This is a genomic window from Martelella radicis (genome assembly GCF_014196625.1).
In the GTDB taxonomy this organism is placed as follows: Bacteria; Pseudomonadota; Alphaproteobacteria; order Rhizobiales; family Rhizobiaceae; genus Martelella; species Martelella radicis.
This window is the reverse complement of sequence record NZ_JACIDZ010000013.1, coordinates 57142-78091: the sequence shown is the minus strand read 5'-3', so window position 1 is coordinate 78091 and position 20950 is coordinate 57142. Positions and strand designations below refer to the sequence as shown.

Sequence of the window (20950 nt, the reverse complement as noted above, 5' to 3'; positions counted from 1 at the left end):
CACCTTTCCATTCAGTCATGGCTTTGGGTCGGTGGATGTGAATAAGCCGAACGGTGCTCTTCACCACCGGATTGCTTGGACTGTTTGAGGCCCAGCTGTGAAACTCCTCGTCGCTGATGCCAAGGCCATCAGTATCGCGCGTGTCAACACCATTGCCGTCTTTTTGCTCGTTGAAGTAGATATAGCTGGAAATGCCGAAACCAAATCAGATTGCGGAAGCACTGGCGTCCCTATTCATAGTCTTCCTTCTTCTCGGCTGCGTCGCATCTCCTTCGACGGAAGTGACTAAAGATGCCGGCCAGCAGAAAAGGGACGGCGGTCCATCGCTAATTAGCTTCAGGACAACAGAGCCCTCCGGAACAATCATCGTAGAGCCGGATGACCACAAGCTCTATCTCGTCCAGGAGGCCAACACGGCGCTGGCCTATAACGTCGCAGTCGGCCGAAAAGGCCATGACTTTTCGGGAAAGGCTGTCATTGGAAGGAAAGCCGAATGGCCGACCTGGACTCCAACAAGCTCCATGATCCGCGACCGTCCAAAGGTGAACACACCCCTAGCCACGGGCCTCTTCGGCAGCGAGGTGAATCCGCTCGGCGCGCGTGCCCTATACCTCTATAAGGATGGCGCCGACACGCTCTATCGCATTCATGGCACGAATGATCCGTCTTCGATTGGAAAGTCAGTGTCGAGTGGCTGCATCCGCCTGCTCAACAGCGATGTCATTGATTTATATGACCGTGTCGGCATCGGCGCGCACGTCGTCGTCCGATAGGAATTAGACAAAAGTCTTAGTGAAAACTGTTATGGAATGGTCAAGATTTATTGACACTCCGCAATTTGACCGGTTGATTAAAAGATGTAGTACACCCCTGCAATGCATCGAATACGGGAAGACATCATGCCTCAAGCACGCAATTTTCTTCGCTTTACAAATGAAGCTGGCCTTGAGGGTGAAATTCATCATAACGGTACGCTGTATCATATCATTGGCGAACCTTCGGGACCTTATAACTTCCATATGTTCGGGTATTCACCGCGCGGCCGAAAGGTCGCGATCGGCGGCATCGGAAAACGCTTCGACGCGAATGGGAATGAATATCTGCATTTACGCGTGTCACTCCCAGGTGGCCGGTTCGAAGCAAACTTCACCGAAGACCCACGGACAGTCGCATTCCTGCCTCTTTCTTCTCAAAGCATCACATCTTCGTCTGATACGGCGACCGCGGTTTAAACAAGCGCGCGCAAAGTGCTTCCAGCAATAAGGTCGCGACCAATTGGCCGCGGCTTTGTCTCGAAGTCCGCCGCCATCTTTTCCCTTCGCGGTCAATGACCAAGCATCTGCATGGCAGATGACATCTGTTGAGCCGTGCCTCGGCTTCGCCTGCGGCCGCACCACCTCAACAGATGTGTCATGACAGCGAAGGAAAAAGCCGTCGGGCGGGCAACGCCCCCCTCCTTTGCCCCCGGAAATCTTGGTTTTCCGGGGAAAGGATTGGATGCCTTGCCCATGGCGGACCGTTGAAAATTGATGCAATCGACGGAGAAAAAATGAAGAATCTGGAACGCTTGAACTATGTTCGGTTCGACGAAAGAGGCGAAACGTTTGAGGGCAATATCGCATCGCTGGAATTCGATGAAGATATTCGAGGGGTGAAGCTCGAAAGCAGCAATACCGGGGCACCCGCCTACCGCGTTTTCGGAAAGACCCCGAAAGACCGGGAGGTCGAAATCGGCGCAGTCTGGCGGCGCAAGAATGATCAGGGGCAAGAATACCTTCAGCTGTCCGTGCACATGCCGGGCCGGACTGTGCGGGCCAACCTTGGCAAATATCCGGGCGAAACCGATGATAGTTTGATGTCCGTGATCTTCTGGCGAGATTGAACGTCCTGATCAATAGGGGCCAACGCGCCAGTGTTGGCCCTTTTTGCTTCAGGCGATGTAGATCGGCCTAGAAGCCGATCTTCATAAGCGGGATGCCCGCCTTGCGCGCCTTGTCGGCAAGGTTTTGATTGATGCCGTTCCCGGGCGTCACGATCATGCCCTTGGGCATCATCTCAACGATCTTGTCATTGCGTTTGAACGGAGCGGACTTGTTGCGATGCGCGGTCCAGTCGGGCTTGCAGACAACCTGCGTCACCTTGCGAAGTTCTGCCCATTTGGCGGCGATGAGTTCGGCGCCCTTCGGCGAACCACCGTGGATCAGAACCATATCCGGGTACTTTTTGTGCGTCTGATCGAGAACGTGGAAGATGGCTTCGTGATCCTGATAATCGGCGCCGCCTGTGAACGCGATCTTCGTACCGGTCGGGCAATAGATTTCCTTTTCTTCGTGGCGCTTTTTGGCGAGGTAATCGCGACTGTCGATAACCGCTGCGGTCAGACCGCTATACGAGGTTTTCGAACCGGTGCGCGGTAGCCATTCACAGCCGATACTCGCACGGTAATGGTCTGCGGCCAGATCTCGCATTGCCTCGAAGGCATTGCGTATTTCAGTCAGCGTATCTCCTGCGGCAGCCTTCCTTTCCAGTTCGACGCTGCTGATCTCGCTGCCATCCTGCGCTGCAATCAACGTTCGCTGTTCGGTTTCATTGTCATCAAGTTTCTTCTGCGTTTGGGTCAGACGGCGATGGAATACATTGGCGACGGCCCACAGCACCTCGGACAATTCGTCCTCGAGCCGGGTGTTTGTGAACATCGTTTCAAGGCTTTCGAAGATGCCGGCGAAGCCCATCTCAACAGTCTCTGCATCAGGAAGAGGGCGGTAGTCGTGCTCATCGCCGTTCGGGCGGTAGCCAAAGAGGGCGATTTCGTCGAGGAGACGTGCGGTCGGGCTCTGCGGCTGCTGAACTTCGGTTGTGTAGGCGTTCATTGGTTCGTCCTCTCGTTTTCCTTGCGGTTTGTATGGGGCGATAACAGAACCGAAAGGGCAGGGCTGACACCCGTAGGGCCGAGCGTAAGCGCTGGACCCCAACCGAAAAGAAAAGGGGAGGGTCCACTGAGGGTGGAAACCGCTTTTGTTGAGAGGGCGGGGTTGTCCTTTGTCCTGCCAGACCGCCTTTGCGGTCGGCTTTCGGTTCATCGCTAAAGCCATACAAGCCGCTATGGAAAACGACTTGTCAGGCGAAACCGTGCGTCGGCCAAACGTTATGGCATGCGCAGACTGGCCCACGCTACCGGCCCGGTGATCGCCGCCATGACCTGCCGGTTGAGATTGTCACGAAGGACCTGCCTTCCGAGCTGTCGGAGATCATCGTTGAAGTCGCCGAGCGTCGGAACAAGATCGACCACCTCGATGCCTCGTTCTTCAGCACGGCTGCGCAACTGGCGGCTTGCCAGTTCGCCAGCATCATCGTTGTCGCGACCGATGAACAGCCTCGTGCAACTTGATGGCGGATCGAACAGCGAAAGATGTGTCGCTGTCAGGCAGGCTGCCAGCTCCGCGACCGGATACACCGAGCCGATGGACAACACCGTTTCAATGCCTTCTCCGGCGATGATGTCGCCGCCCGCATTGCTTGAGTGAAACCGCACGGCATTGCCGTAAAGCTGGCCCGAAACCCGTTTGGGTTCGGTGATGCGCGCGACAGAGTCGGTTTTCACATCGAGCCAGGTCCGCGCACATGCCATGACCGTGCCGTCATTGTCTGTCACGGCCGCCAGCATGGCCGGCAACTGCCGGGACTGGCCGTCCTCATCGCGAAAAAAGACGCGGGGGTGGTATTTGAGAGCCGGGCCGAAGCGGCTGATATCCCTTCTGCGCAGATAGCGCTCTACGGGTGTATCCTTGAACGGCTTGCCATAAGAGAAGAGCTTCCGGGCGGATTCGACCTGATCGACATTGGAGGGTGGCTTTTCGTGATCGTTCTCGGCTCGCCCAGGATAATCCGATGCCTCTGGCAAATTCAGGAAGCGACGGGCTTCCTTGCAGGTTTCGGCAAAACTGCCCGCCCCAACGATACTTTCCAGCAGATCAAGAAGATCGCCGTATTCATGGGTCGCGCGATCGGCCCACTTGCCAGCCTTTCGCGCTCCGGCATCTTTAAGGCGCACGGCCATGGATCTACCGGCGTCACCGTATTTGTTGCCAACCTGCCAATAATTGCCCGCCCGCCGACCGGCGGGCAGATAGGTACGGCAGAACTGTTCGGCCCGCGCAGCGAGCTGATCGGAAAGCTGGGAGGCGGAAATCATGTCCACCTCTCCCTGACTGCGACGATTTTCGTGCCGTCCAGCATTTTTGCGAGAACGCTTTCGTCGTCCGGAACGAAAAGGCGTGTCTTCCATGCGATGGTCTCCGTATAGCAGCCAAGCGCTTTGAAAGCTTTCAAATCCCCCGGTTTGAAGTCTAGCATCTCGATGCGGTGGCGATCCATCACTTTCGACCTCCGAAGCTTGATTTTATTGGACAATGTGAATTGGGCATTGCCAATGAGGAGGGCTTGCAGCACCTCCTCGGGATCAAGCTTGATGGCATCCGAAACGCCGAGCTGAGCTGCGAGATTGACCGCATCGATATGGGTCAGCATGCGGCCCAGGACACGCTCTCCGTCCTTGGCAGTGAGGCGGTAGACCTGCGTGTTGGACTGTGGAAGGTGCTGCCAGATTGGCAGCAGAAGGCCGGCTACAATCGTGATCGTCGATGTTTCGAACTGGGGGATGGTCTCGACCTTGGTTGCCCATGCCCTTTCGAACGCAGCGCGCTCGACGGGCTTCCAGCTGGAATCCGCCAGCGTCGATCGGTGCATCGCCTTTTTAAACATCGGCTGGATCAACTGCACGCGTCGGATCGGATCGCCCGCCTCGGTGAACCAGGTCGCCGATGGGATAACAATGGCAGCGTCGCCGGTCTTCTTGTCGAGATAGGTTTGGGCGTCAGGCTGACGCTCCAGAAACCGGCGCGCATCGTCGAGCGACATCGGTTTGTTTCGGGTGAGCCTCTCGATCGTCAGGATCTCGGTCTTGCTGTGACCGTGTTCGTAGATCGGCACGCGCTTTTTGACGGTGAAGCGTTCACCCGTGAGCGTCTCAAGGCCGACCTCATAGGTGCCAGCCTCAATCGCCTCTTCGACGATCCCGTCGAGGATTTGGGTGAATGCTTCAAACACCGTGTTCTGCATGGCAATCGTGAGCGCCAGGCAGCGATTGAGAAACTGGCTGATCGGGGGCAGGGTTTCGCGTAGCGACCCGTCCTGATCGGTCAGCGCCAGACCGGTCACCTCCTCGAACTTCGTCAGCGAGCATGTCGGGATCTTGCCGGCATAGAGCTGGCTGAAGAACCGGCGCAATGCCGCGCGGGCATAGTCGCTCTCAAGATTGTCTTCGGGCCGGAACATGTTTTGACCGCCAGTCTGGCGCTGACCTTTGGTGATGGCGCCAAGACTGTCGAGACGACGTGCGATCGTGGACAGGAACCGCTTCTCGCCTTTCACATTGGTCGCACAGGGGCGGAACAAGGGCGGTTGCGCCTGATTGGTCCTGTGCGTGCGTCCAAGCCCCTGAATGGCCGCATCCGCGCGCCATCCGGCTTCCAGCAGATAGTGGACACGTTTGCGTGTATTCGTCGCTGCAAGATCGGCATGATACGAACGGCCGGTCCCGCCGGCGTCCGAGAATGCCAGGATTTTCTTGCTGTCGCCCATGAACGCATCGGTTTCGGAGTAGTTCGATGATGCCGGCCGGCGCTCCAGTTTCATGCGCCCGTCGCGCGTCTTGACGATGCGGCGCGAGCGGCCGGTGATTTCGGCGACCTGTTCGGTCCCGAAATGGCAAATGATCTGGTCAAGGGCCGACTGGACTGGAGGCAAGGCGCCAAGATGCTCGATCAGGTCGTCGCGGGCCTCGACCGCTTCACGGCTGACAACCGGGTTGCCGTGTGCATCGTGAACAGGGCGTGAGCGCAGTTCCCCGTTCTCGTCCTCGAAGGCTTCGAAAAGCTGGGTCGGAAACGAGCTGTTGAGATAGTCGAGTACGTACTCGCGCGGTGTTACATCAACGTTGAGGTCATTCCATTCCGACGGCGGGATTTCCGAAATGCGGCGTTCCATCAGCGCCTCACCTGTCGATACGATCTGGACGACGGGCGCGTGGCCGTCATCGATATCCGCCTGGATCGCCCGCAAAACCGAAGGGCATTTCATCGCGGTGATCAGATGGTTGAAGAACCGCTGTTTGTTGCCCTCGAACGCCGATCGCGCGGCGCTTTTGGCGCGTGGATTAAGCGTTGCTCCGTCCGCCGTGATACCGACGGCTTCCAGTGCCTTCTCAAGGTTCTGGTGAATGATCTGATACGCGTTGGCATAGGCGTCATAGATCTCGGTCTGTGCCTCGGTCAGCTCATGGACGAGCATCTCATATTCGACATCCTTGAACGAAAGCAGGCGAGCCGTATAGAGGCCAAGCGCCTTCAGGTCGCGTGAAATCACCTCCATGGCGGCGATCCCGCCGTCTTCCATGGAGGCGATGAAATCGGCCCGCGTGCTGAATGGGAAGTCGCCGGTCTGCCAAAGGCCGAGCCGTGAGGCATAGGCCAAATTGCTGACCGTTGTGGCTCCGGTCGCCGACACATAGAGCACGCGCGCGCTGGGAACGGCATTTTGTAGCAGAAGTCCCACGCGACCCTGCTCCGATGGCTTGCGCTCGCCGCGCTCGCCCTTGGCGCTGACGGCGTTGGCCATTGCATGGGCCTCGTCGAACGCGATCACGCCGTCGAAGTCATGACCGATCCAGTCGAGGACCTGCGCAAGGCGGCTTTTCTTGTCCTGCCTGGCCTGGCTGCGCAGCGTGGCATAGGTCACGAACAGAATGCCCGGCTGATCAGGGATCGACCGGCCTTGCGGAAAACTTGAAATCGGAATGATATCGGAGGCCACGCCACCGAGCGCCTGCCAGTCACGCCGGGCATCCTCGATGAGCTTATCGCTACGCGAGATCCACAGCGCCTTCCGGCGACCCTTCAACCAGTTGTCGAGAATGACGGCCGCGACCTGTCGACCCTTGCCGCAACCGGTCCCATCACCGAGAAAGAAACCGCGCCGGAACCGTGCGTTTTTCAGGACGGTTTTCGAGGCGTCTTCCGGCAGCGCTTCGACCGAGAACGCGCCGGATTCAGCCTTAGCGGGCTGGATAGACGCAAAATCGTCGACCACATCGTAGGTGCCTTTCAGAAACGTCTCGTGGGCCTCGCCGGCATAGATCACGGTTTCGAGCTGAGGGGCTGACAAGACGCCATCGGCTGTCAGCTGCGCTGGAAGGCGGGGCCGATAAGAAGGAAGCGGAGCCTGTACGGACGCCATGGCGGCCGACTGGACCAGTTCGCCGGGATGCGGCTTGGCGTGATCAATCGCGATCGTCTGAACCTCGTAGGGCTCATAGATTTCATCCGAGCCCTGACCGCCGGCGCTGATGTCGTCGCGGGCCTGGTAGGCGACGTCGTAGATATCGGCGTTGTCCAGGGGATGCGCTGTAGAGGTTTTAACGGTCGCGCGTGCCTTGGCGCGGATCTGTGCCAAGGCCGGGGCGGCCGGAACCGGGTGCGGCGCTGTCGACGGAGTTGTCTTCGCCAGCCGGGCAGGGCAGTGCTCGACCACAAGGTCGAGCAGCTCGCCCGCGGTATCACAGCGCGCAAACGCCCGCGGTTCGACCGACTGTGGCACCTTGTCGAACACGGTCAGGCGCGTCTCAACGGTCGTGCCATGCCGCGCATAGGCTTTGCCCGAAATCGAAGTGGTGAAGACAACCGAAGCCGTTTGCTGCAGGTCGTCGAAGAACGAGCGCCAAGAATGCGACTGCGCCGTAAAGGAAGCGCCGGAAATCAACACAAGGCGGCCGCCAGGGCGAAGTCGGGCGAGGGCAGAGCGCAAATGATGCGCGGTCGCGGCCCTGTAACGGCGAGTGACGCCCGGGGCGGCCGAAAAAGGCGGGTTCATGAGAATGACCGACGGATCGACCGACGGGTTGAGCCGGTCATGTATTGTGCCGGCATCATGGTGGGTAACGTTTGATCCCGCGAACAGCTCACCCAGCAAGGCTGCGCGCGTTTGCGAAATCTCGTTGAGATGCAGGTCTGCGCCGGCTATGGCGGCGAAAGCAGCCAAAAGTCCCGTGCCGGCCGATGGTTCGAGAACAAGGTCGTCGGCGGTGATCGCCGCCGCGTGCGCGGCGGCGAATGCCAGGGGTAGGGGAGTGGAAAATTGCTGAAGGGCCTGAGATTCATCGGAGCGTTTCGTCTGGCTCGGCGACAGGCTGGCGATGGTCTCGATCATCGTCAGCAATTGCTGCGGCGTCTTCGCCTGTTTGCGTATGGTGGCGCCATATTTTTGCAGGAACTGAACCTGCGCGCACTCGGCAGCTTCGTAGGCGTGCTTCCACAGCCAGGTTCCGTCTGTATCGGAACCGCCTGAGGCTCGTTCCATGGCGTCTCGCAACGCAGATGACGAGATGCTGGTCCCGCTTTCGAGGATCGGCAACAAGAGCCTGGCTGCGTTCAAAATGGCGGCGGGATCATCGGTGACGGGGGTTACGGTCGTAACGGCTTCGACGATGGTCATGGGGATCTCCGGCTTGGTTGACGGTTGAGACCTCCCCTTTCTCTGTTCTGGGAAGGTTCAAACCTTCCCGGTCCCCCTCTTGCTTTTGGTTTCGAAGACGAACCGCAACATAGAAAAAGTCGCCCGGTTGTTCGGACGGCTTTTGATTTGTCGATATGGATAGATGCCTATGCGGCGAGAACGCTACGCGCTTCCGTCAGGCAGTCAGCCATTGTTGAAAAGCCCCAGCATGAATTGATGACTTCATCGTCGTCGCCCATGATCTCAAAACCGCAATAGTCTCCACGAAGATAGGCGTCATAGAGATCCACTTCCGTCCTCAAAATGTCGAGCGCGCGCTCGCGCATTTTGGAGGATAGCCGCTTGGCGCTGAATTCAGTCCTGGCGTCTTCGAGTGTGACGAAAACGTATCCGACCTGACCGCTGTCCCACGGGCAGGAAAAACCAGTGGTGTTCATCGTCAGGCCGCTATGGTCATAGAGGTAAAGCGGCAGGATGATCGCGTTTCGCAGAGCGCGCTTTTCGATCGCTTCCAGATCGAAAGGCGCTTCATCCTCATAATCGGCAAGAGCGATGAACAGCTCCTGATTGTTGCGATAGCTGTGTTTGTCTCCAAGGTTATAGCGGGGATGCCAGCAGATCATCGTGCCCAGCGTCTCGCACTCGACACGCGGGTTCATCGGATCGGGATCGGGGATGATCCGGATTGTCTTGTCATTGAGGGTTTCGCGGTGCAGCTCAAACATGCCGTGCTCCTTGTTTAGATGCACGGCGAAAGCGCCGCCCTCGAACATCGAGGCGGCGCCTTTTGCAAGGGCAGCTGCTATGCTGCCGTATCGAGCGTCGGAATGCTGGACACATCGACGGAGCGTTCGGCGTGCCAGGTATCATAGGCACTCTGCATGCGCAGCCAGAGGCCGGCGCCATTACCAAACAGTTTGCCAAGCCGAACAGCGACTTCCGGGCTGACCGGCTTACGCTCTGCCAGAATGGCATGAAGCTGTTGGCGCGAGATACCGAGCATACGGGCGATCTCGCTGATGGACTTGCCCGTGGCCGGAATAACGGTTTCACGCAGCAATTCGCCCGGATGCGACGGGCAGCGGTCAGGATTGCGGGCCATAATCGTCACCTCTCAGTGATACTGTTCAAAATCGACCACATAGGCGTCACCATTCCCGAACTCGAATGTCACGCACCAGGGGCCATTGACATGCACCGTATAGCGGGTTGGGCTAAAACCGGTGAGGCTATGAAAATTGAAGCCGGGAATGTTTAAATCCTCCGGTTTTGAAGCCGCGTCCAAAGCATCGAGGCGCACCAGGATTCGCTTGTGAAGACGGGCGTCTATTTTCGACTTTCCCGTCTCCCACAGCGCCTTGAGTTGTTTGTTGGCGAAGCCTTTTATCATGACGGAACCGTAAACAATCTGATTACATATGTCAACCGATAGATTACACCTACGCATAGTGTGAAGCGTAGCACGGCTTTCCATCCCACAGACAGGCATGAATGAAGGATTCCGGGTTGAAGCCACTGTTGGAGATCCTGACGCGGCGGGCAGGACCGATGAAGTGGTCGGCATACGGCACGACATGCTCGGTCATCGGCGCCACATTCTCGCTCGATGCGTCAACCGATCCGATCGGCCGGACCTCGGCCATGGACTTGCCTACGAGCTTTGTGACCTGCCAGAAATCGACGTTGGTTTGGTCGTAGCCCCAGGATGCAACGAAGATATGGCCGACCTCGATGCCAGCATTAGACGGCCGATATCGCGTCTTGCTCGCAAGTGTCCTGCGGCGGTCCCGAAAGCCTTCTTCGATCCGCTTGTCTCGCGCTTCCGGAGTTTTGAACCAATAATGCCACTCGGGGCGCGCACGCTTGCCGACAAACAGCTTGGCGCACGGCCTACCACGATTTTCGAAAAGATAGGCGACGGCATCGGATTCCAGATCGGAACGCTCTTCCGCACCTTCGGGGATGAAGTCTTCTCGTTTCGGTTTGTACGTTTGCATGGGTTTTGTCTCCGTATCGAACGGCGGAGAAAACGACTTTCTCGGTTTTGTTTTCCGTTCACGGAAAAGACGGCCGCCCTCTACCTTTAGAGCGACCGCCGACCGGAGACCTGGTGGTGATGGAGCCTATTCAGCGGCTGTTTTCAGGAATGCCGGAAGCACGTCTGGTTCCGGATTTTCGGCAGGAGTTTGCTGCTGTTCATCAGATATCTCGAAGGCCATGCCCTCGGGCAGCCAGCGCGCGGTGCGCTTGGCCGTTTCCCGATCGATGCCGACCCGTTCGTCCGCGCCCTCCCGGAAAGCTGTCTCCATCGAGGCGGCCAGCGCATCCTTCTTGAAGTCGCGGCGCTCATCGGCCCACTTCTGACCGATAACCTCCGCGGCGACGGAAAGGGCATGCTTTTTCGGGACGCGCGACCAGTAGTTTTTCGCGTCCGGACGCCAGCAATATGCAACATCAGTGCTGCAACGGCGGCCGATCTCCTCAAGAACCGGCGAGCTATGGTCATCGTTGGCCAATTGCTGCTGAACAGCCTGCGCCGTCGCCCAGGCGAACAGCGCCTGCTTCTTTTCCACCGGCAACGCGGACATCGTGATGAAGTCCTGCGGACTTTCGAGCGATATCCACGACAGGTCGAGCGTGTTCTTGATTTCCTCTAGCATGGCAACCGCAACTGTATCCTCCAGATATTCACGGCTCTTGAAGACCTCCGCCTGACGCATCGAGATATCGATCGGCGCGGCGGCATAGGCGATGGGCAGGCGGACGATCATCGAATAGAGCATCGCGTCGAAGGCGGTTTGATAGTCGCTGGCAAGGTGGGCCTGCAGGTTCTGGTGCCTGATGGCGCGCAGATCTGCCGAAAGAGAATTCGACACGCCGGCCTCCTTGCGCTTTTCCTCGGCCGACATCGCTTCAGAACCGCCAGAGCGAACCTGCTGTCGCTTGTCGTCCGGATGCACCAGACCCGTCTCAACCCTCAACGCTCCGCGGTGATCGATGGACACAACACAGCCTGCCCGGGCGCGCTGTTCATCGGTGTATTCCGACCGGTTCACGTCTGCGGAAAGCGCCTCCAGATCGTTATGAAGTTGATCCCAGCGCGCCTGCACCTCGTCGGTCCAGGCCTCCTCTCCGATCTCCTCCATCTGCTCGATCTCGCCGTTCAAGACATCAAGCTTGGCCTGATCGTCGTGCGCCGGCTCGACGGGGAGGGGGTATTCGCGACCGTAGCGTATATACTGGTCATAGGTGACTGAGAGATGCACATCGACCCACTTCCACTGACCTTTCAGCTTCTCGGCCTCGGCGTTCAATGCCTCGGTCGCCAAACGATGTAACAAAGCAACATCTTCAAGAACAGCGTTGTCATCATCGGAAAACAGATCCTTGCGCAGTGCACCACCAGCCGCAGCATAGGCGTCGACGCCAACGAATTGTGCGACCGGATCAGTCGCCGCAACCTCGTTCTCTGTTGCTAGGTGGCGACCTGATAGGGGTTGATGCCATGATAGGTAGACTTGAGCTGTTCGAAAATCTCGACCTGCCGGCTCCTGTCCTTGCAAAGCGTGAACGCCGTCAGCGCGTCCAGGGAGAGCTCGTCGTCGCGGAAAGCACTGAGAAGGACCGGATCGACGTCGGCCAGTTTGAGGCGGCGCTGCACGAGGTTTTCGGTCACGCCGAACTGGTTGGCGATCTCGGTCGTCTTGAAGCCCTTTTCGACCATGGCCGCAAAGGCTTCGTACTGGTCGGCGGGATGCATATTGGCACGCACGACGTTTTCTGTCGTGGAGCTCATGATCGCCTGCTCTTCGGTTTCGACCTTGCAGGGTACGGTCGTATCGGCCGGCAGCGCGCCTTCTTCGATCAGCGCCTGCAGCTGCTTCAGCCGGCGACCACCGCCATGGACCAGGAACTTGTTCTTGCCTGCGGGATGGACGAGCAGGTTTTGCTTGATACCACCCTCGGCCTTGATCGAGGCTTTCAGCTCTGCATCGGCGGCCGGTCCAGCCTGCGTCTTACGGACATTCAGCGGGCTGAGAGCAAGCTGTTTGATCGGGATGAGCTTGATAGTCGTAGAGGTCATTCTTGTTCTCCGGTATCGGCCGGGAGGAAAGACTTTCTCTCCTTTTGGGAGCCCGGCAACCGGGCTTCGCTGAACTCTTTCTCTATCTATGAGTGGAACCGATACAGCTGGCAAAATCAACGTTTCCGTTGTGTTTTTGTTCTTCCACATGTTGTATGAAATGCGTTGCGGTCATTTCGCAGCCAAGTCCCCCACTTTGGCGAAACCCCTGTACGAGGCAGGTGCCGCAACAAAAAAACGGGCTTCGCCACTGCGCGAAGCCCGTTTGATTCACGGAAAACTCTGGACAGATCATGCAGCGCGCTGAACGTCTTGGTCAGACATTGCCTGCAACAGGAAATCAGTCGCCTTTTGCGCCTCGCTGGCGGCGCGAAAAATGAATTTCTTGTCGTCCTTCAGTGATCGCAGCCAGCTCTCGACATATGCCGCAGACTGTTCGAAGTCGGGAACCAACCCGAGTGAAACGCAAAGCATGGCGGAACCGATTTCGGCACAAAGCTCCTCAAAGGCCAGCTCTGATTTGCGGGTAAATCTCTGATCGCGATCAAGCCGGCGTTTATGGCTCGTCGCGTGAATCATCTCATGGGCGAGGCTGGCATAGTATCCGTTGGCGGAGTGAAACGTCGCGATTGGTGGCATGTGCACATAGTCATCGAGAAGATGATAGAACGCCTGAGGTTCATCAGTCGTTCGTATCTCGATGCCGGTCGCAGCGAAGAACCGATCCAGCTCCACATTGGGTTCCGTGCCAAGATCGCGCGGTTCATCCGGGTCAGCGCCGTAAAAGTAATCCGGCAGTCCGTCGATTTGATCCGCATTGAATACACGATAGCCACGCGCGTATGGCCGGACAACCGTTTCACTGCTATCGGGATCATCGACTTCGAACGTGCCGTATTTGACAACAGGAGCGGACTTCTCGCCTCGGCGAACCTGGGCGTCCATGGCCTTTGCCTGTTTGTAGGTCAGCCAATAGCTAGATCGGTATCCATTTTCTGCTGCGATGCACCACAGGATGACAACATTGATGCCCTTATAGAACTCCCCGTTTGAGCGGCGCGGGAAGCCGGCGAAGCCGGCACCACCCGTCCACGGCTTCTGCCAGGGCGGAGTACCTGCCTCGATTGCCTGGATAATCCTATCAGTAACGAGTTGATAGATATCGGGTCCGGTGTTTTCTCTGGTCACGGTCATGCTCCTTTTTTCGAGCAGGCCGGAACAGCTTTCTCTTCCTTTTGAGCCCGCTCACCGGGCTCACACATGCCTCTATCTTTTTTGGCATCAGGACAAAGGTTCCAGTTCGGATAGATCCGCCTTATATGGCAGGGCACAACCGAGATCTCGAAGAGCGTTACTGGCTAGAGTGCTCCCGCCCCCTGATTATTCAACCCGGCGGTCGCAAGCTTTTTAGAGGTTCCAGCTGGGAGGGCCTAAAAGGAAAAATGGAGAGTATCGGAGCAATCAGCGTAGCGCCGCCTTTAGGCGGGATTGCGGTAATTCTCGACAGGTCCGGACGGCGATCAAATGCAGCCGCAGGAGCCTTAGCATAGCGACGGCCGAAGGCCGGACCGACTTCATCGCCGGCCGGACCTTCATTGGCCGGAGCCGACGGCGACGGCTTGCCTTAGCGGTCGTCACCCGCATGGGCGAAGACAGCTTGGAGCTGGCTTCGTGCCGAAGGCATAGAGCGCGGTCGATCGTAAAAGCGGAAGGCTAAATTCCTGATGAGTAAGTCGCGTAGTCACTTGATATGAAGGGTGCTCAGGTCCAAACTGCATAGAAACATCTTCTTCTCGTCACCAATTCATACCTAGCCGCCGCCATGGCCTATTTTCCAGAATAGAAATGGGCAAGAATGCGCTATTGGATGATGTGGAAAGTGCAAAACATGGATGTTCTAAGCCCAGACGATTTTGAGAATTCTCCTCCTCCGCCTCGTTTCCTTTACAAGTACCTGACCGCTGAGCGGATCGGCAACGTTCTTGAAGATGGCACGGTGCGTTTCACCCCATTGCTGAATACAAACGATACTTTTGAAGTTCGTTCAACCTTCGACAAGTTGATTGGACCTAAGGCGCTGTCGACGCTTGCGGATTTTATGAAGCCTATGCTTTCCGAAGAAGCCGTGTTGCAACGATTGTCAGAAACGCTGAAAGAAAATAATTTAGCTTATATCTCTCCTGAACAAGCCAAGAAGTTAGTGGAGCAGCAGTACGGAGGCATTCCTTTAGAGAGAATATTGCCGGACTTCATAAATCTTACGGTTGATAACCTTCTTGTCCCGTATGCGAATAATCCCAAAACTATAAATAATTTGTTGGAACAAATGGGTCGAGATTTGCACTGCTTTTCTTTGTCTGAACGTATGGACAATGCGCTCATGTGGGCGCATTACGCCGACGATCACGCCGGTTTTGTGGTTGCATTCGACACAGAACACGCCTGGTTTCACCATCGCGTAGATCCTGAAAAGACCAGGTTGCAAAAGGTGGTTTATTTCGACGGCAAGCTCGATGAGGTATTTGACAACCCACAGGCAGCTTTCATATCAAAGATGTCAGATTGGGATGCTGTATCGCGGCAAGTCCAGTTCGTGCCAAAATTGATCAGTGCTGTGAGATTGGCCAAGTCTGCTATGCAAGGTAGAAAGGAATAACAGCTTTCCGGTGAGAACGGCAGCCGCCAGCCGTCATAGAAGAGAAGCGGTGGAACGATCATCAGGAAGAATAGATGCGGATCAAGTGTGATGTACCATGTCGACAGCGACCCGATGGCCGACCCGAGCGCAATTTGCACCAAAGGCCGTGGCAGACCGGGAACAACGCGCGACAATAGGCTGCTGATGACCGTGGCCAGCAGGAACAGGATCACGACGAGACCGACTTTCATACAGATCCTTTCGGTTTTTGTCCGCAAACGGTCATGATCTGCTTTTCCCTCAGACTGTGGCACCCGCGGTTGACATCACCTGCTGCCAGAGCGATGATTATCGCGTCGCGCAAACGCTTTGAAAATCCATTTTTTTCAAGCAGCGCGTGTTGGCTCAAGTGGTTTCATTGGCAGCCTGATCAATCTTTGGAAAAGTGGGCTTTCTTCCAATTTCCAGCCTTTGAATAAGACAGGGAACCAGTTCGGCGGTCGAGCGTTGCAGATCAACATATAGTCTTTCATCGATCTCTCCCGGAAAGTTTCCCAAATGCCACTGCTGCGAATTGACTTAATCGAAGGCCGCTCGGAAAAGCAGGTTCAAAGCCTTCTTGATACCATACAAGGCTGCGTCGTTGGCGCCTTCGGCGTCCCTGATACCGACCGCTATCAAATCGTCCATGAGCATAAGCCGGGACGCATGGTGTTCCTTGATACGGGGCTTGGTTTTGAGCGCACGAACCAAATGGTTTCAATCCAGTTTTTCACCAGTCCGCGAACGCATGTGGAGAAAATGGAGGTCTATCGGCTTCTCGCTGAGCGCCTCGAAAAGGAATGTGGTCTCAATCCCAACGACCTCCTGATTTCCGTATTTACCAATCGCGAGGAGGACTGGAGCTTTGCCCAGGGCGAGGCCCAATATGTGACTGGACGCCTCCCATGAGAACCATCTGCATTATCGGTCATTGTGAATAGCCGCGAGTTTGATAGACACCCTCGGTTTAGATTTTCTGCTGCTGACACCGGATAGCCTCGCTCCGTGATCTGACGAACGGCATCGCGTTTAAAATCGTCACTGAAATTCGATTTGCTCATAGTCGCCTTCTAACTCATCTTTAGGCACGAAGGTGTCTACAAATCTAGGGGCTATTCATAGCTTGAGATTCGCGACAGGCTCGGGCACATGATAGAAATACCCTTGGGCGAAATCGACGCCCATGGCGCGCAGACGATCGGCAATCTTTTTGTCCGAAACATACTCTGCGACCGTTTGAATCCCGAGTATCCTCGCCATATCAATGAAGCATCGGATCGACGCCTCATCAATTGGATGGTTCAGAAGCCCCTGAGAGAACTGGCCGTCGATCTTGAGGAAATCGACCGAGAAGTTCTTGAGATAATTGAAGGAAGCTGAGCCGGCGCCAAAATCGTCCAGTGCGATCATGACACCTAGTTCGCGAACGGCCTCTATGAACTCCACCGCTTCAGCCATGTTTGAGATTACCGTGGTTTCCGTGATTTCAAGACAAAGGCTGCGCCGAAGCTCGTCGCTCGTTGAGTGCAGCAGCTCAAGAGCGAAACGGTGAAACGAGCGATCGCCGACAGACTGTCCCGAGACATTTACCGACACGACACTGCTGCCGCCAACGCGCGCCGATGCCATGCATTGAAGTCCATGCTCGAGCACCCAGCGGTCGATACGGGTGGCGAGATTGAAGCGCTCAGAAGCGGGAAGGAAAGCGCTGGGAGGAATTATGCCGCCGTTTTCATCCAGCATCCTCAACAACAGCTCCACGTGCGTCTTGCCATCGTGCTGGCCATCAAAGGGCACGATTTTCTGCCCATAGAGAACGAAACCATCTTCCTCCAGCGCCTGCTCGATGCGTGCGACCCAACTTGTCTGGCCGAGTCTTGCCTCAATGGCCTTGTCATTCTGCTGCCAGACGTGGACGCGGTTCCGACCGCCTTCCTTGGCCGCATAGCAAGCGGCATCCGCCTCCTGAAGAATCGCGGCTGTGCTCGCAGAAGAATGTTCGATCATTGACACTCCGATGCTCGCGCCCACGCGGTAATGCTTTTCGTCATGAACAAGCAAATAGCCAGCCACTGCCTTGCAGATTTTCTCGGCGATGGTGATTGCCATCTCATCGGAGCAATTTTCGATAATGGCCGCAAACTCGTCGCCACCCAATCGAGCGAGCGAGTCACCAGCGCGAATGACACTTCGCATCAGCTCACTGATATCCACCAGCAATTGATCGCCGACCGCATGGCCGCAGCTGTCATTGATGATCTTGAAACGATCAAGGTCAATGAAAAGCAAGGCCGCTCCGGGATCGCCATTCTTGACATTTTCGTAAGCTGAATCCATGCGCCTATCGAACTCCGAACGGTTGATCAGGCCTGTGAGCTGATCATGGCTAGCCCGATAGGACATCTCCCGGGAAAGCCGCCTCTGTTCGCTCACATCGTGGAAAACAAGAACAGCTCCGAGAATCTCGCCATCTTGGTTGCGAATTGGGGCACATGAGTCCTCAATTCCATACTGATAGCCGTCTCTTGAGATAAGCAGCGTATCCTCTGGTAGACCTACGACCTCACCCAACTCAAGACAGGTTCGAAGTGGATCAAGTGCGGGCTTCCTCGTTTCCTCATGAACGATGTTGAAAACATTATGGGATGGCTGTCCGAGCGCCTGGCCGGCTGACCAGCCTGTCATTTTTTCAGCAATCGGATTCAACCAGCGGATATTCCCGTCAGCATCCGTCGTGATAACGGCGTCACCGATCGATTTAAGCGTGACGTGCATGAGCTCATGCTGCTCGGCCAGATCCAGAGCCAGTTGTCGTTCTTCAGTGACATCCCATGTCGCTCCGATAAACCTGTCGGGACCGCCGTCAACGCCCGCCACGCGGCGTGCTGAAGCATGCAAATGGTGAATTGAACCGTCCGGCCAGATAACACGGTATTCCTCATCCATAAGATCATCGTTTTCAATGGCTCTCCTGACAGCCTGTTGAACACGCTCGGCATCTTCCGGATATGTGTAGCGGTGCCACAGATCAACCAGTGAACCAGGAGTATCAACGGGAAGCCCGTAGAGCCTGTACATCCAATCGTCCCAACGCGCCGCCTGCGTATCAAGGTCCAGTTCCCATATGCCGATTCCGCCGTTATCAGTGGCGATCGCCATACGCTCTCCCAGAAGAAGCCTTTCCGCCTCCTGCTCCTTCTGCGTGGTGATGTCGATGTGGGTGCCAATCATCCGAACCGCGTTCCCATCGCTGTCTCGTTCGGTGATCAGACCGCGGTCGAGTATCCATATCCAGCGACCATCCTTGTGCCGGAAGCGAAATTCCTCCTCAAAATATGGCGCATCACCCCGCAGGTGCGCTTCATTCGCTTCTCGCACGCGCTCAATATCATCAGGATGAATGAAGCTCTTCCAGAGCATTCCGTCGTCCGACAATTCGTTGCGCTCATAACCAATTTGAGCAAGCCAGATATCGGAGTAGAGTGTCTTCCCGGTCAAAAGATCGGCGTCCCATATGCCAACGCGTCCATTCTCGGATGCCACGGCGAAGCGCTGGTTTATGTCCTCCACGTCCTTGCGGCGCTTGATCGCCTCGCTGATATCCTGAAAAGAGCCGATCAGCCGGACGGCTTTTCCATCTTCGAATTCGGCCGTACCGACAGCCCGTACCCAGATCAGCCGACCTTTGGCGGTGACAAGCTGCAGTTCCAGATCATAGCCCTCACCCGTCGAGATGGCGTGTTCAACTGCCGCCTGAATAACCGGTTGAGACTTAGGAGCAAAGAAGTCGATAGCAACGTCCAGATCGGGCTTAAAACCCGGTTCGACCTCGTGGATCTGACATGTCTTGTCGGACCAGTGAATTGCGCTGTTGACAAGGTCCACTTCCCACCCCCCGACACCGGCGACCTGTCCGATCCTGTCGAGGAACTCCTTGCTCAGACGTAAGTCCTCCTCTTTGTTTTTGCGTTCGGTGATGTCCTGATGGGTGCCAAACATCCATTCGGGTTGCCCCTGCTCGAGCGTTGTCAGCAACTGGCCACTCGAAGCGACCCAAAGCCAGTGTCCCGCCTTGTGGCGCATACGGATTTCAGCAGCAAAGCGCGACTCTGTTCCGCTGAGATGCGCCTCAATACAGCTATTCAGCACCCCCCGATCATCGGGATGAACGAGTTCCTTAAACGTCTCGATCGTCACTGGCTCCAGCTCTGCCGGTGTATAGCCGAGCATCGTAGCCCACATCGCATTCACACGGTTTTCACCGGTCGCAACATTCCATTCCCACGTCCCCGCATGCGTGGTTTGTATGATTTGGTTGAGTCTTGTTCTCTCCGAACGCAACACCCTCTCGATCTTACGGCGATCGCTAATATTCTCCATGATGCCGATAGACCGGACGGTTTCGCTTGAGCCTCTGCGCTCAAGTACGGCAGAGATCATCACGTCCAATACTACGCCATCACGGGTAATGATCTGCCCCTCCGCCTCCTCGAAATGCCCTTCGCTGTAGAGCAATGGAAGAAGTTCCGCCTGAAACAGGCGAGCGGAGCGCTCGGTCATAAAGTCGGCGAGCTTGCGACCGACGACATACTCTCGACGGTAGGCCATGATATCAAGCCATCGATCGCTGGCGCTCAGAAGGGTGCCCGCCAGGTCAACGGAGTACAGCATAGCCGGTGTGGCCTCATAAAGCCGCCGGACGCGCCCTTCCGCGCTGGCAAGTTCGCGTTCTCTGGAAACAATGTCCGAAATATCGCGAATAATCTCGGTAGCTCCGACGATCTCGCCTTCTTCGGAAACCACTGGTCCAATCGAGACCAAGACCGGAATTTTTGTCCCGTTTCTGTGGATGCGGGTGGCGCGAACCGGTGGGGCATTACCCGCTCGCTCCAGTTCCAAATAGCGGATATCCCGTTCAGATTCAGCTCCAATGATTATTCCAATCGAAGCGCCCGTTGCCTCCTCTGCGCTGTATCCAAACAATCGCTCCGCTGCCAGGTTCCACTGCGTTATCCGGTCTTCCAGATCAACGGTCAGAATTGCATCAGGGCTGTGCTTCAAAATAGACTGGGTCTGGGCAGCCAAAGCAACGAGCCGGTTCTCCTGCAACGTCGCCCGGCGCGCTTCGAGCGCCCTAGAGGCCGCCTCAGCCAGATCGTTTAGGGTTTCCTTCTGTGCTTCCGAAAGCCGACGGGGTGTTGTATCGAAAACGCAGAGCGAACCAACACTCTCGCCACCAGATAGCTTCAAAGGAGCGCCAGCGTAAAAACGAATGCCCGGCTCTCTTACGACGAAGGCATTGCGTGAAAAGCGGCTGTCAGATGTCGTGTCTTCGACTTCAAGCAGGGAGTCTCCCTCAATCGTATAAGTACAGAAAGAATTTCTACGTTCTGTCTCGTCAATGCCAGAGAGCCCAATCGATGCTTTCAGCCACTGCCGGTCCTGATCGATGAGCGTAATGGCTGACATCGGTGTTTCACACACGCGACTTGCTGCTCTCGCCAGCGCATCGAACTGCACCTCAGGCGGCGTGTCCATAACCTTGAGCCTTCGCAAGGCCGCAAGGCGAGCCTTTTCGGTTTCATCGCAAGACGCTGTTTCACCTGACATTTAGCTCC

At 56.4% G+C, this 20950-nt stretch carries 16 protein-coding genes; 5 read left to right on the top strand and 11 right to left on the bottom strand.

Features of this window, described 5'->3' with window-relative positions:
- Positions 1–191 precede the first annotated feature (191 nt).
- From GGR30_RS17585 to GGR30_RS17575, 3 genes are all read left to right on the top strand, one after another.
- Positions 192–773, top strand: coding sequence for a L,D-transpeptidase (locus tag GGR30_RS17585; protein WP_183488874.1), 582 nt, complete (start codon positions 192–194; stop codon positions 771–773).
- A 126-nt stretch (positions 774–899) separates the two neighbouring features.
- Positions 900–1232: a hypothetical protein gene (locus GGR30_RS17580; protein WP_183488871.1), complete on the top strand. Its 333-nt coding sequence runs from the start codon at positions 900–902 to the stop codon at positions 1230–1232.
- Positions 1233–1549: 317 nt separating this feature from the next.
- Positions 1550–1882, top strand: coding sequence for a DUF736 domain-containing protein (locus GGR30_RS17575; protein WP_183488868.1), 333 nt, complete (start codon positions 1550–1552; stop codon positions 1880–1882).
- A gap of 67 nt (positions 1883–1949) precedes the next feature.
- Here the strand turns inward: GGR30_RS17575 and GGR30_RS17570 are convergent, their stop codons facing one another.
- The 10 genes from GGR30_RS17570 to GGR30_RS17525 form a co-directional block, all read right to left on the bottom strand.
- Positions 1950–2870 (bottom strand): DUF2493 domain-containing protein, encoded by a 921-nt coding sequence (locus GGR30_RS17570; RefSeq protein WP_183488865.1) that lies wholly within the window; start codon positions 2868–2870, stop codon positions 1950–1952.
- Between the two features lie 275 nt (positions 2871–3145).
- The gene (locus GGR30_RS17565) at positions 3146–4285 is read right to left on the bottom strand and encodes a DUF7146 domain-containing protein (protein WP_183488862.1); all 1140 of its coding nucleotides are present in this window, start codon (positions 4283–4285) and stop codon (positions 3146–3148) included.
- The gene (locus tag GGR30_RS17560) at positions 4189–8547 is read right to left on the bottom strand and encodes a strawberry notch family protein (RefSeq protein WP_246414002.1); all 4359 of its coding nucleotides are present in this window, start codon (positions 8545–8547) and stop codon (positions 4189–4191) included. Before GGR30_RS17560 ends, GGR30_RS17565 begins: the two co-directional genes overlap by 97 nt.
- Before the next feature lie 167 nt (positions 8548–8714).
- Positions 8715–9293, bottom strand: coding sequence for a hypothetical protein (locus tag GGR30_RS17555; protein WP_183488859.1), 579 nt, complete (start codon positions 9291–9293; stop codon positions 8715–8717).
- 77 nt (positions 9294–9370) lie between these two features.
- Positions 9371–9670, bottom strand: a complete 300-nt coding sequence (locus GGR30_RS17550; protein ID WP_183488856.1) for a HigA family addiction module antitoxin — start codon at positions 9668–9670, stop codon at positions 9371–9373.
- Positions 9671–9682: 12 nt separating this feature from the next.
- On the bottom strand, positions 9683–9958 hold the full coding sequence (locus tag GGR30_RS17545; protein WP_183488852.1) for a type II toxin-antitoxin system RelE/ParE family toxin: 276 nt from the start codon (positions 9956–9958) through the stop codon (positions 9683–9685).
- A gap of 49 nt (positions 9959–10007) precedes the next feature.
- Complete coding sequence (locus tag GGR30_RS17540) at positions 10008–10565, bottom strand: hypothetical protein (RefSeq protein WP_183488849.1); 558 nt, start codon at positions 10563–10565, stop codon at positions 10008–10010.
- A 126-nt stretch (positions 10566–10691) separates the two neighbouring features.
- A complete protein-coding gene (locus GGR30_RS17535) occupies positions 10692–12131 on the bottom strand; it encodes a hypothetical protein (protein ID WP_183488846.1) in 1440 nt (479 codons plus the stop codon).
- The gene (locus tag GGR30_RS17530; protein WP_183488843.1) at positions 12044–12652 is read right to left on the bottom strand and encodes a ParB/RepB/Spo0J family partition protein; all 609 of its coding nucleotides are present in this window, start codon (positions 12650–12652) and stop codon (positions 12044–12046) included. The genes GGR30_RS17535 and GGR30_RS17530 overlap by 88 nt, the downstream gene beginning before the upstream one ends.
- 291 nt (positions 12653–12943) lie before the next feature.
- Positions 12944–13846, bottom strand: coding sequence for an ArdC family protein (locus tag GGR30_RS17525; RefSeq protein ID WP_183488840.1), 903 nt, complete (start codon positions 13844–13846; stop codon positions 12944–12946).
- Positions 13847–14507: 661 nt separating this feature from the next.
- Between GGR30_RS17525 and GGR30_RS17520 the strand changes: the two genes are divergently transcribed.
- Positions 14508–15308: a DUF2971 domain-containing protein gene (locus tag GGR30_RS17520; RefSeq protein ID WP_183488837.1), complete on the top strand. Its 801-nt coding sequence runs from the start codon at positions 14508–14510 to the stop codon at positions 15306–15308.
- A 540-nt stretch (positions 15309–15848) separates the two neighbouring features.
- Positions 15849–16241, top strand: a complete 393-nt coding sequence (locus GGR30_RS17515) for a tautomerase family protein (RefSeq protein WP_183488834.1) — start codon at positions 15849–15851, stop codon at positions 16239–16241.
- A 207-nt stretch (positions 16242–16448) separates the two neighbouring features.
- On the opposite strand, the gene GGR30_RS17510 is transcribed toward GGR30_RS17515, so the two are convergent.
- Positions 16449–20942 (bottom strand): PAS domain S-box protein, encoded by a 4494-nt coding sequence (locus GGR30_RS17510; RefSeq protein ID WP_183488831.1) that lies wholly within the window; start codon positions 20940–20942, stop codon positions 16449–16451.
- Positions 20943–20950: the final 8 nt, after the last annotated feature.

Coding starts and splice junctions, on each gene's coding strand:
- GGR30_RS17565 (WP_183488862.1), bottom strand. CDS start 4,285: ATGGAAGACACGCCTTTTCGTTCCGGACGACGAAAGCGTTCTCGCAAA.
- GGR30_RS17525 (WP_183488840.1), bottom strand. CDS start 13,846: ATGACCGTGACCAGAGAAAACACCGGACCCGATATCTATCAACTCGTT.
- GGR30_RS17540 (WP_183488849.1), bottom strand. CDS start 10,565: ATGCAAACGTACAAACCGAAACGAGAAGACTTCATCCCCGAAGGTGCG.
- GGR30_RS17545 (WP_183488852.1), bottom strand. CDS start 9,958: ATGATAAAAGGCTTCGCCAACAAACAACTCAAGGCGCTGTGGGAGACG.
- GGR30_RS17570 (WP_183488865.1), bottom strand. CDS start 2,870: ATGAACGCCTACACAACCGAAGTTCAGCAGCCGCAGAGCCCGACCGCA.
- GGR30_RS17555 (WP_183488859.1), bottom strand. CDS start 9,293: ATGTTTGAGCTGCACCGCGAAACCCTCAATGACAAGACAATCCGGATC.
- GGR30_RS17560 (WP_246414002.1), bottom strand. CDS start 8,547: ATGACCATCGTCGAAGCCGTTACGACCGTAACCCCCGTCACCGATGAT.
- GGR30_RS17515 (WP_183488834.1), top strand. CDS start 15,849: ATGCCACTGCTGCGAATTGACTTAATCGAAGGCCGCTCGGAAAAGCAG.
- GGR30_RS17530 (WP_183488843.1), bottom strand. CDS start 12,652: ATGACCTCTACGACTATCAAGCTCATCCCGATCAAACAGCTTGCTCTC.
- GGR30_RS17580 (WP_183488871.1), top strand. CDS start 900: ATGCCTCAAGCACGCAATTTTCTTCGCTTTACAAATGAAGCTGGCCTT.
- GGR30_RS17585 (WP_183488874.1), top strand. CDS start 192: ATGCCGAAACCAAATCAGATTGCGGAAGCACTGGCGTCCCTATTCATA.
- GGR30_RS17510 (WP_183488831.1), bottom strand. CDS start 20,942: ATGTCAGGTGAAACAGCGTCTTGCGATGAAACCGAAAAGGCTCGCCTT.
- GGR30_RS17575 (WP_183488868.1), top strand. CDS start 1,550: ATGAAGAATCTGGAACGCTTGAACTATGTTCGGTTCGACGAAAGAGGC.
- GGR30_RS17520 (WP_183488837.1), top strand. CDS start 14,508: ATGCGCTATTGGATGATGTGGAAAGTGCAAAACATGGATGTTCTAAGC.
- GGR30_RS17550 (WP_183488856.1), bottom strand. CDS start 9,670: ATGGCCCGCAATCCTGACCGCTGCCCGTCGCATCCGGGCGAATTGCTG.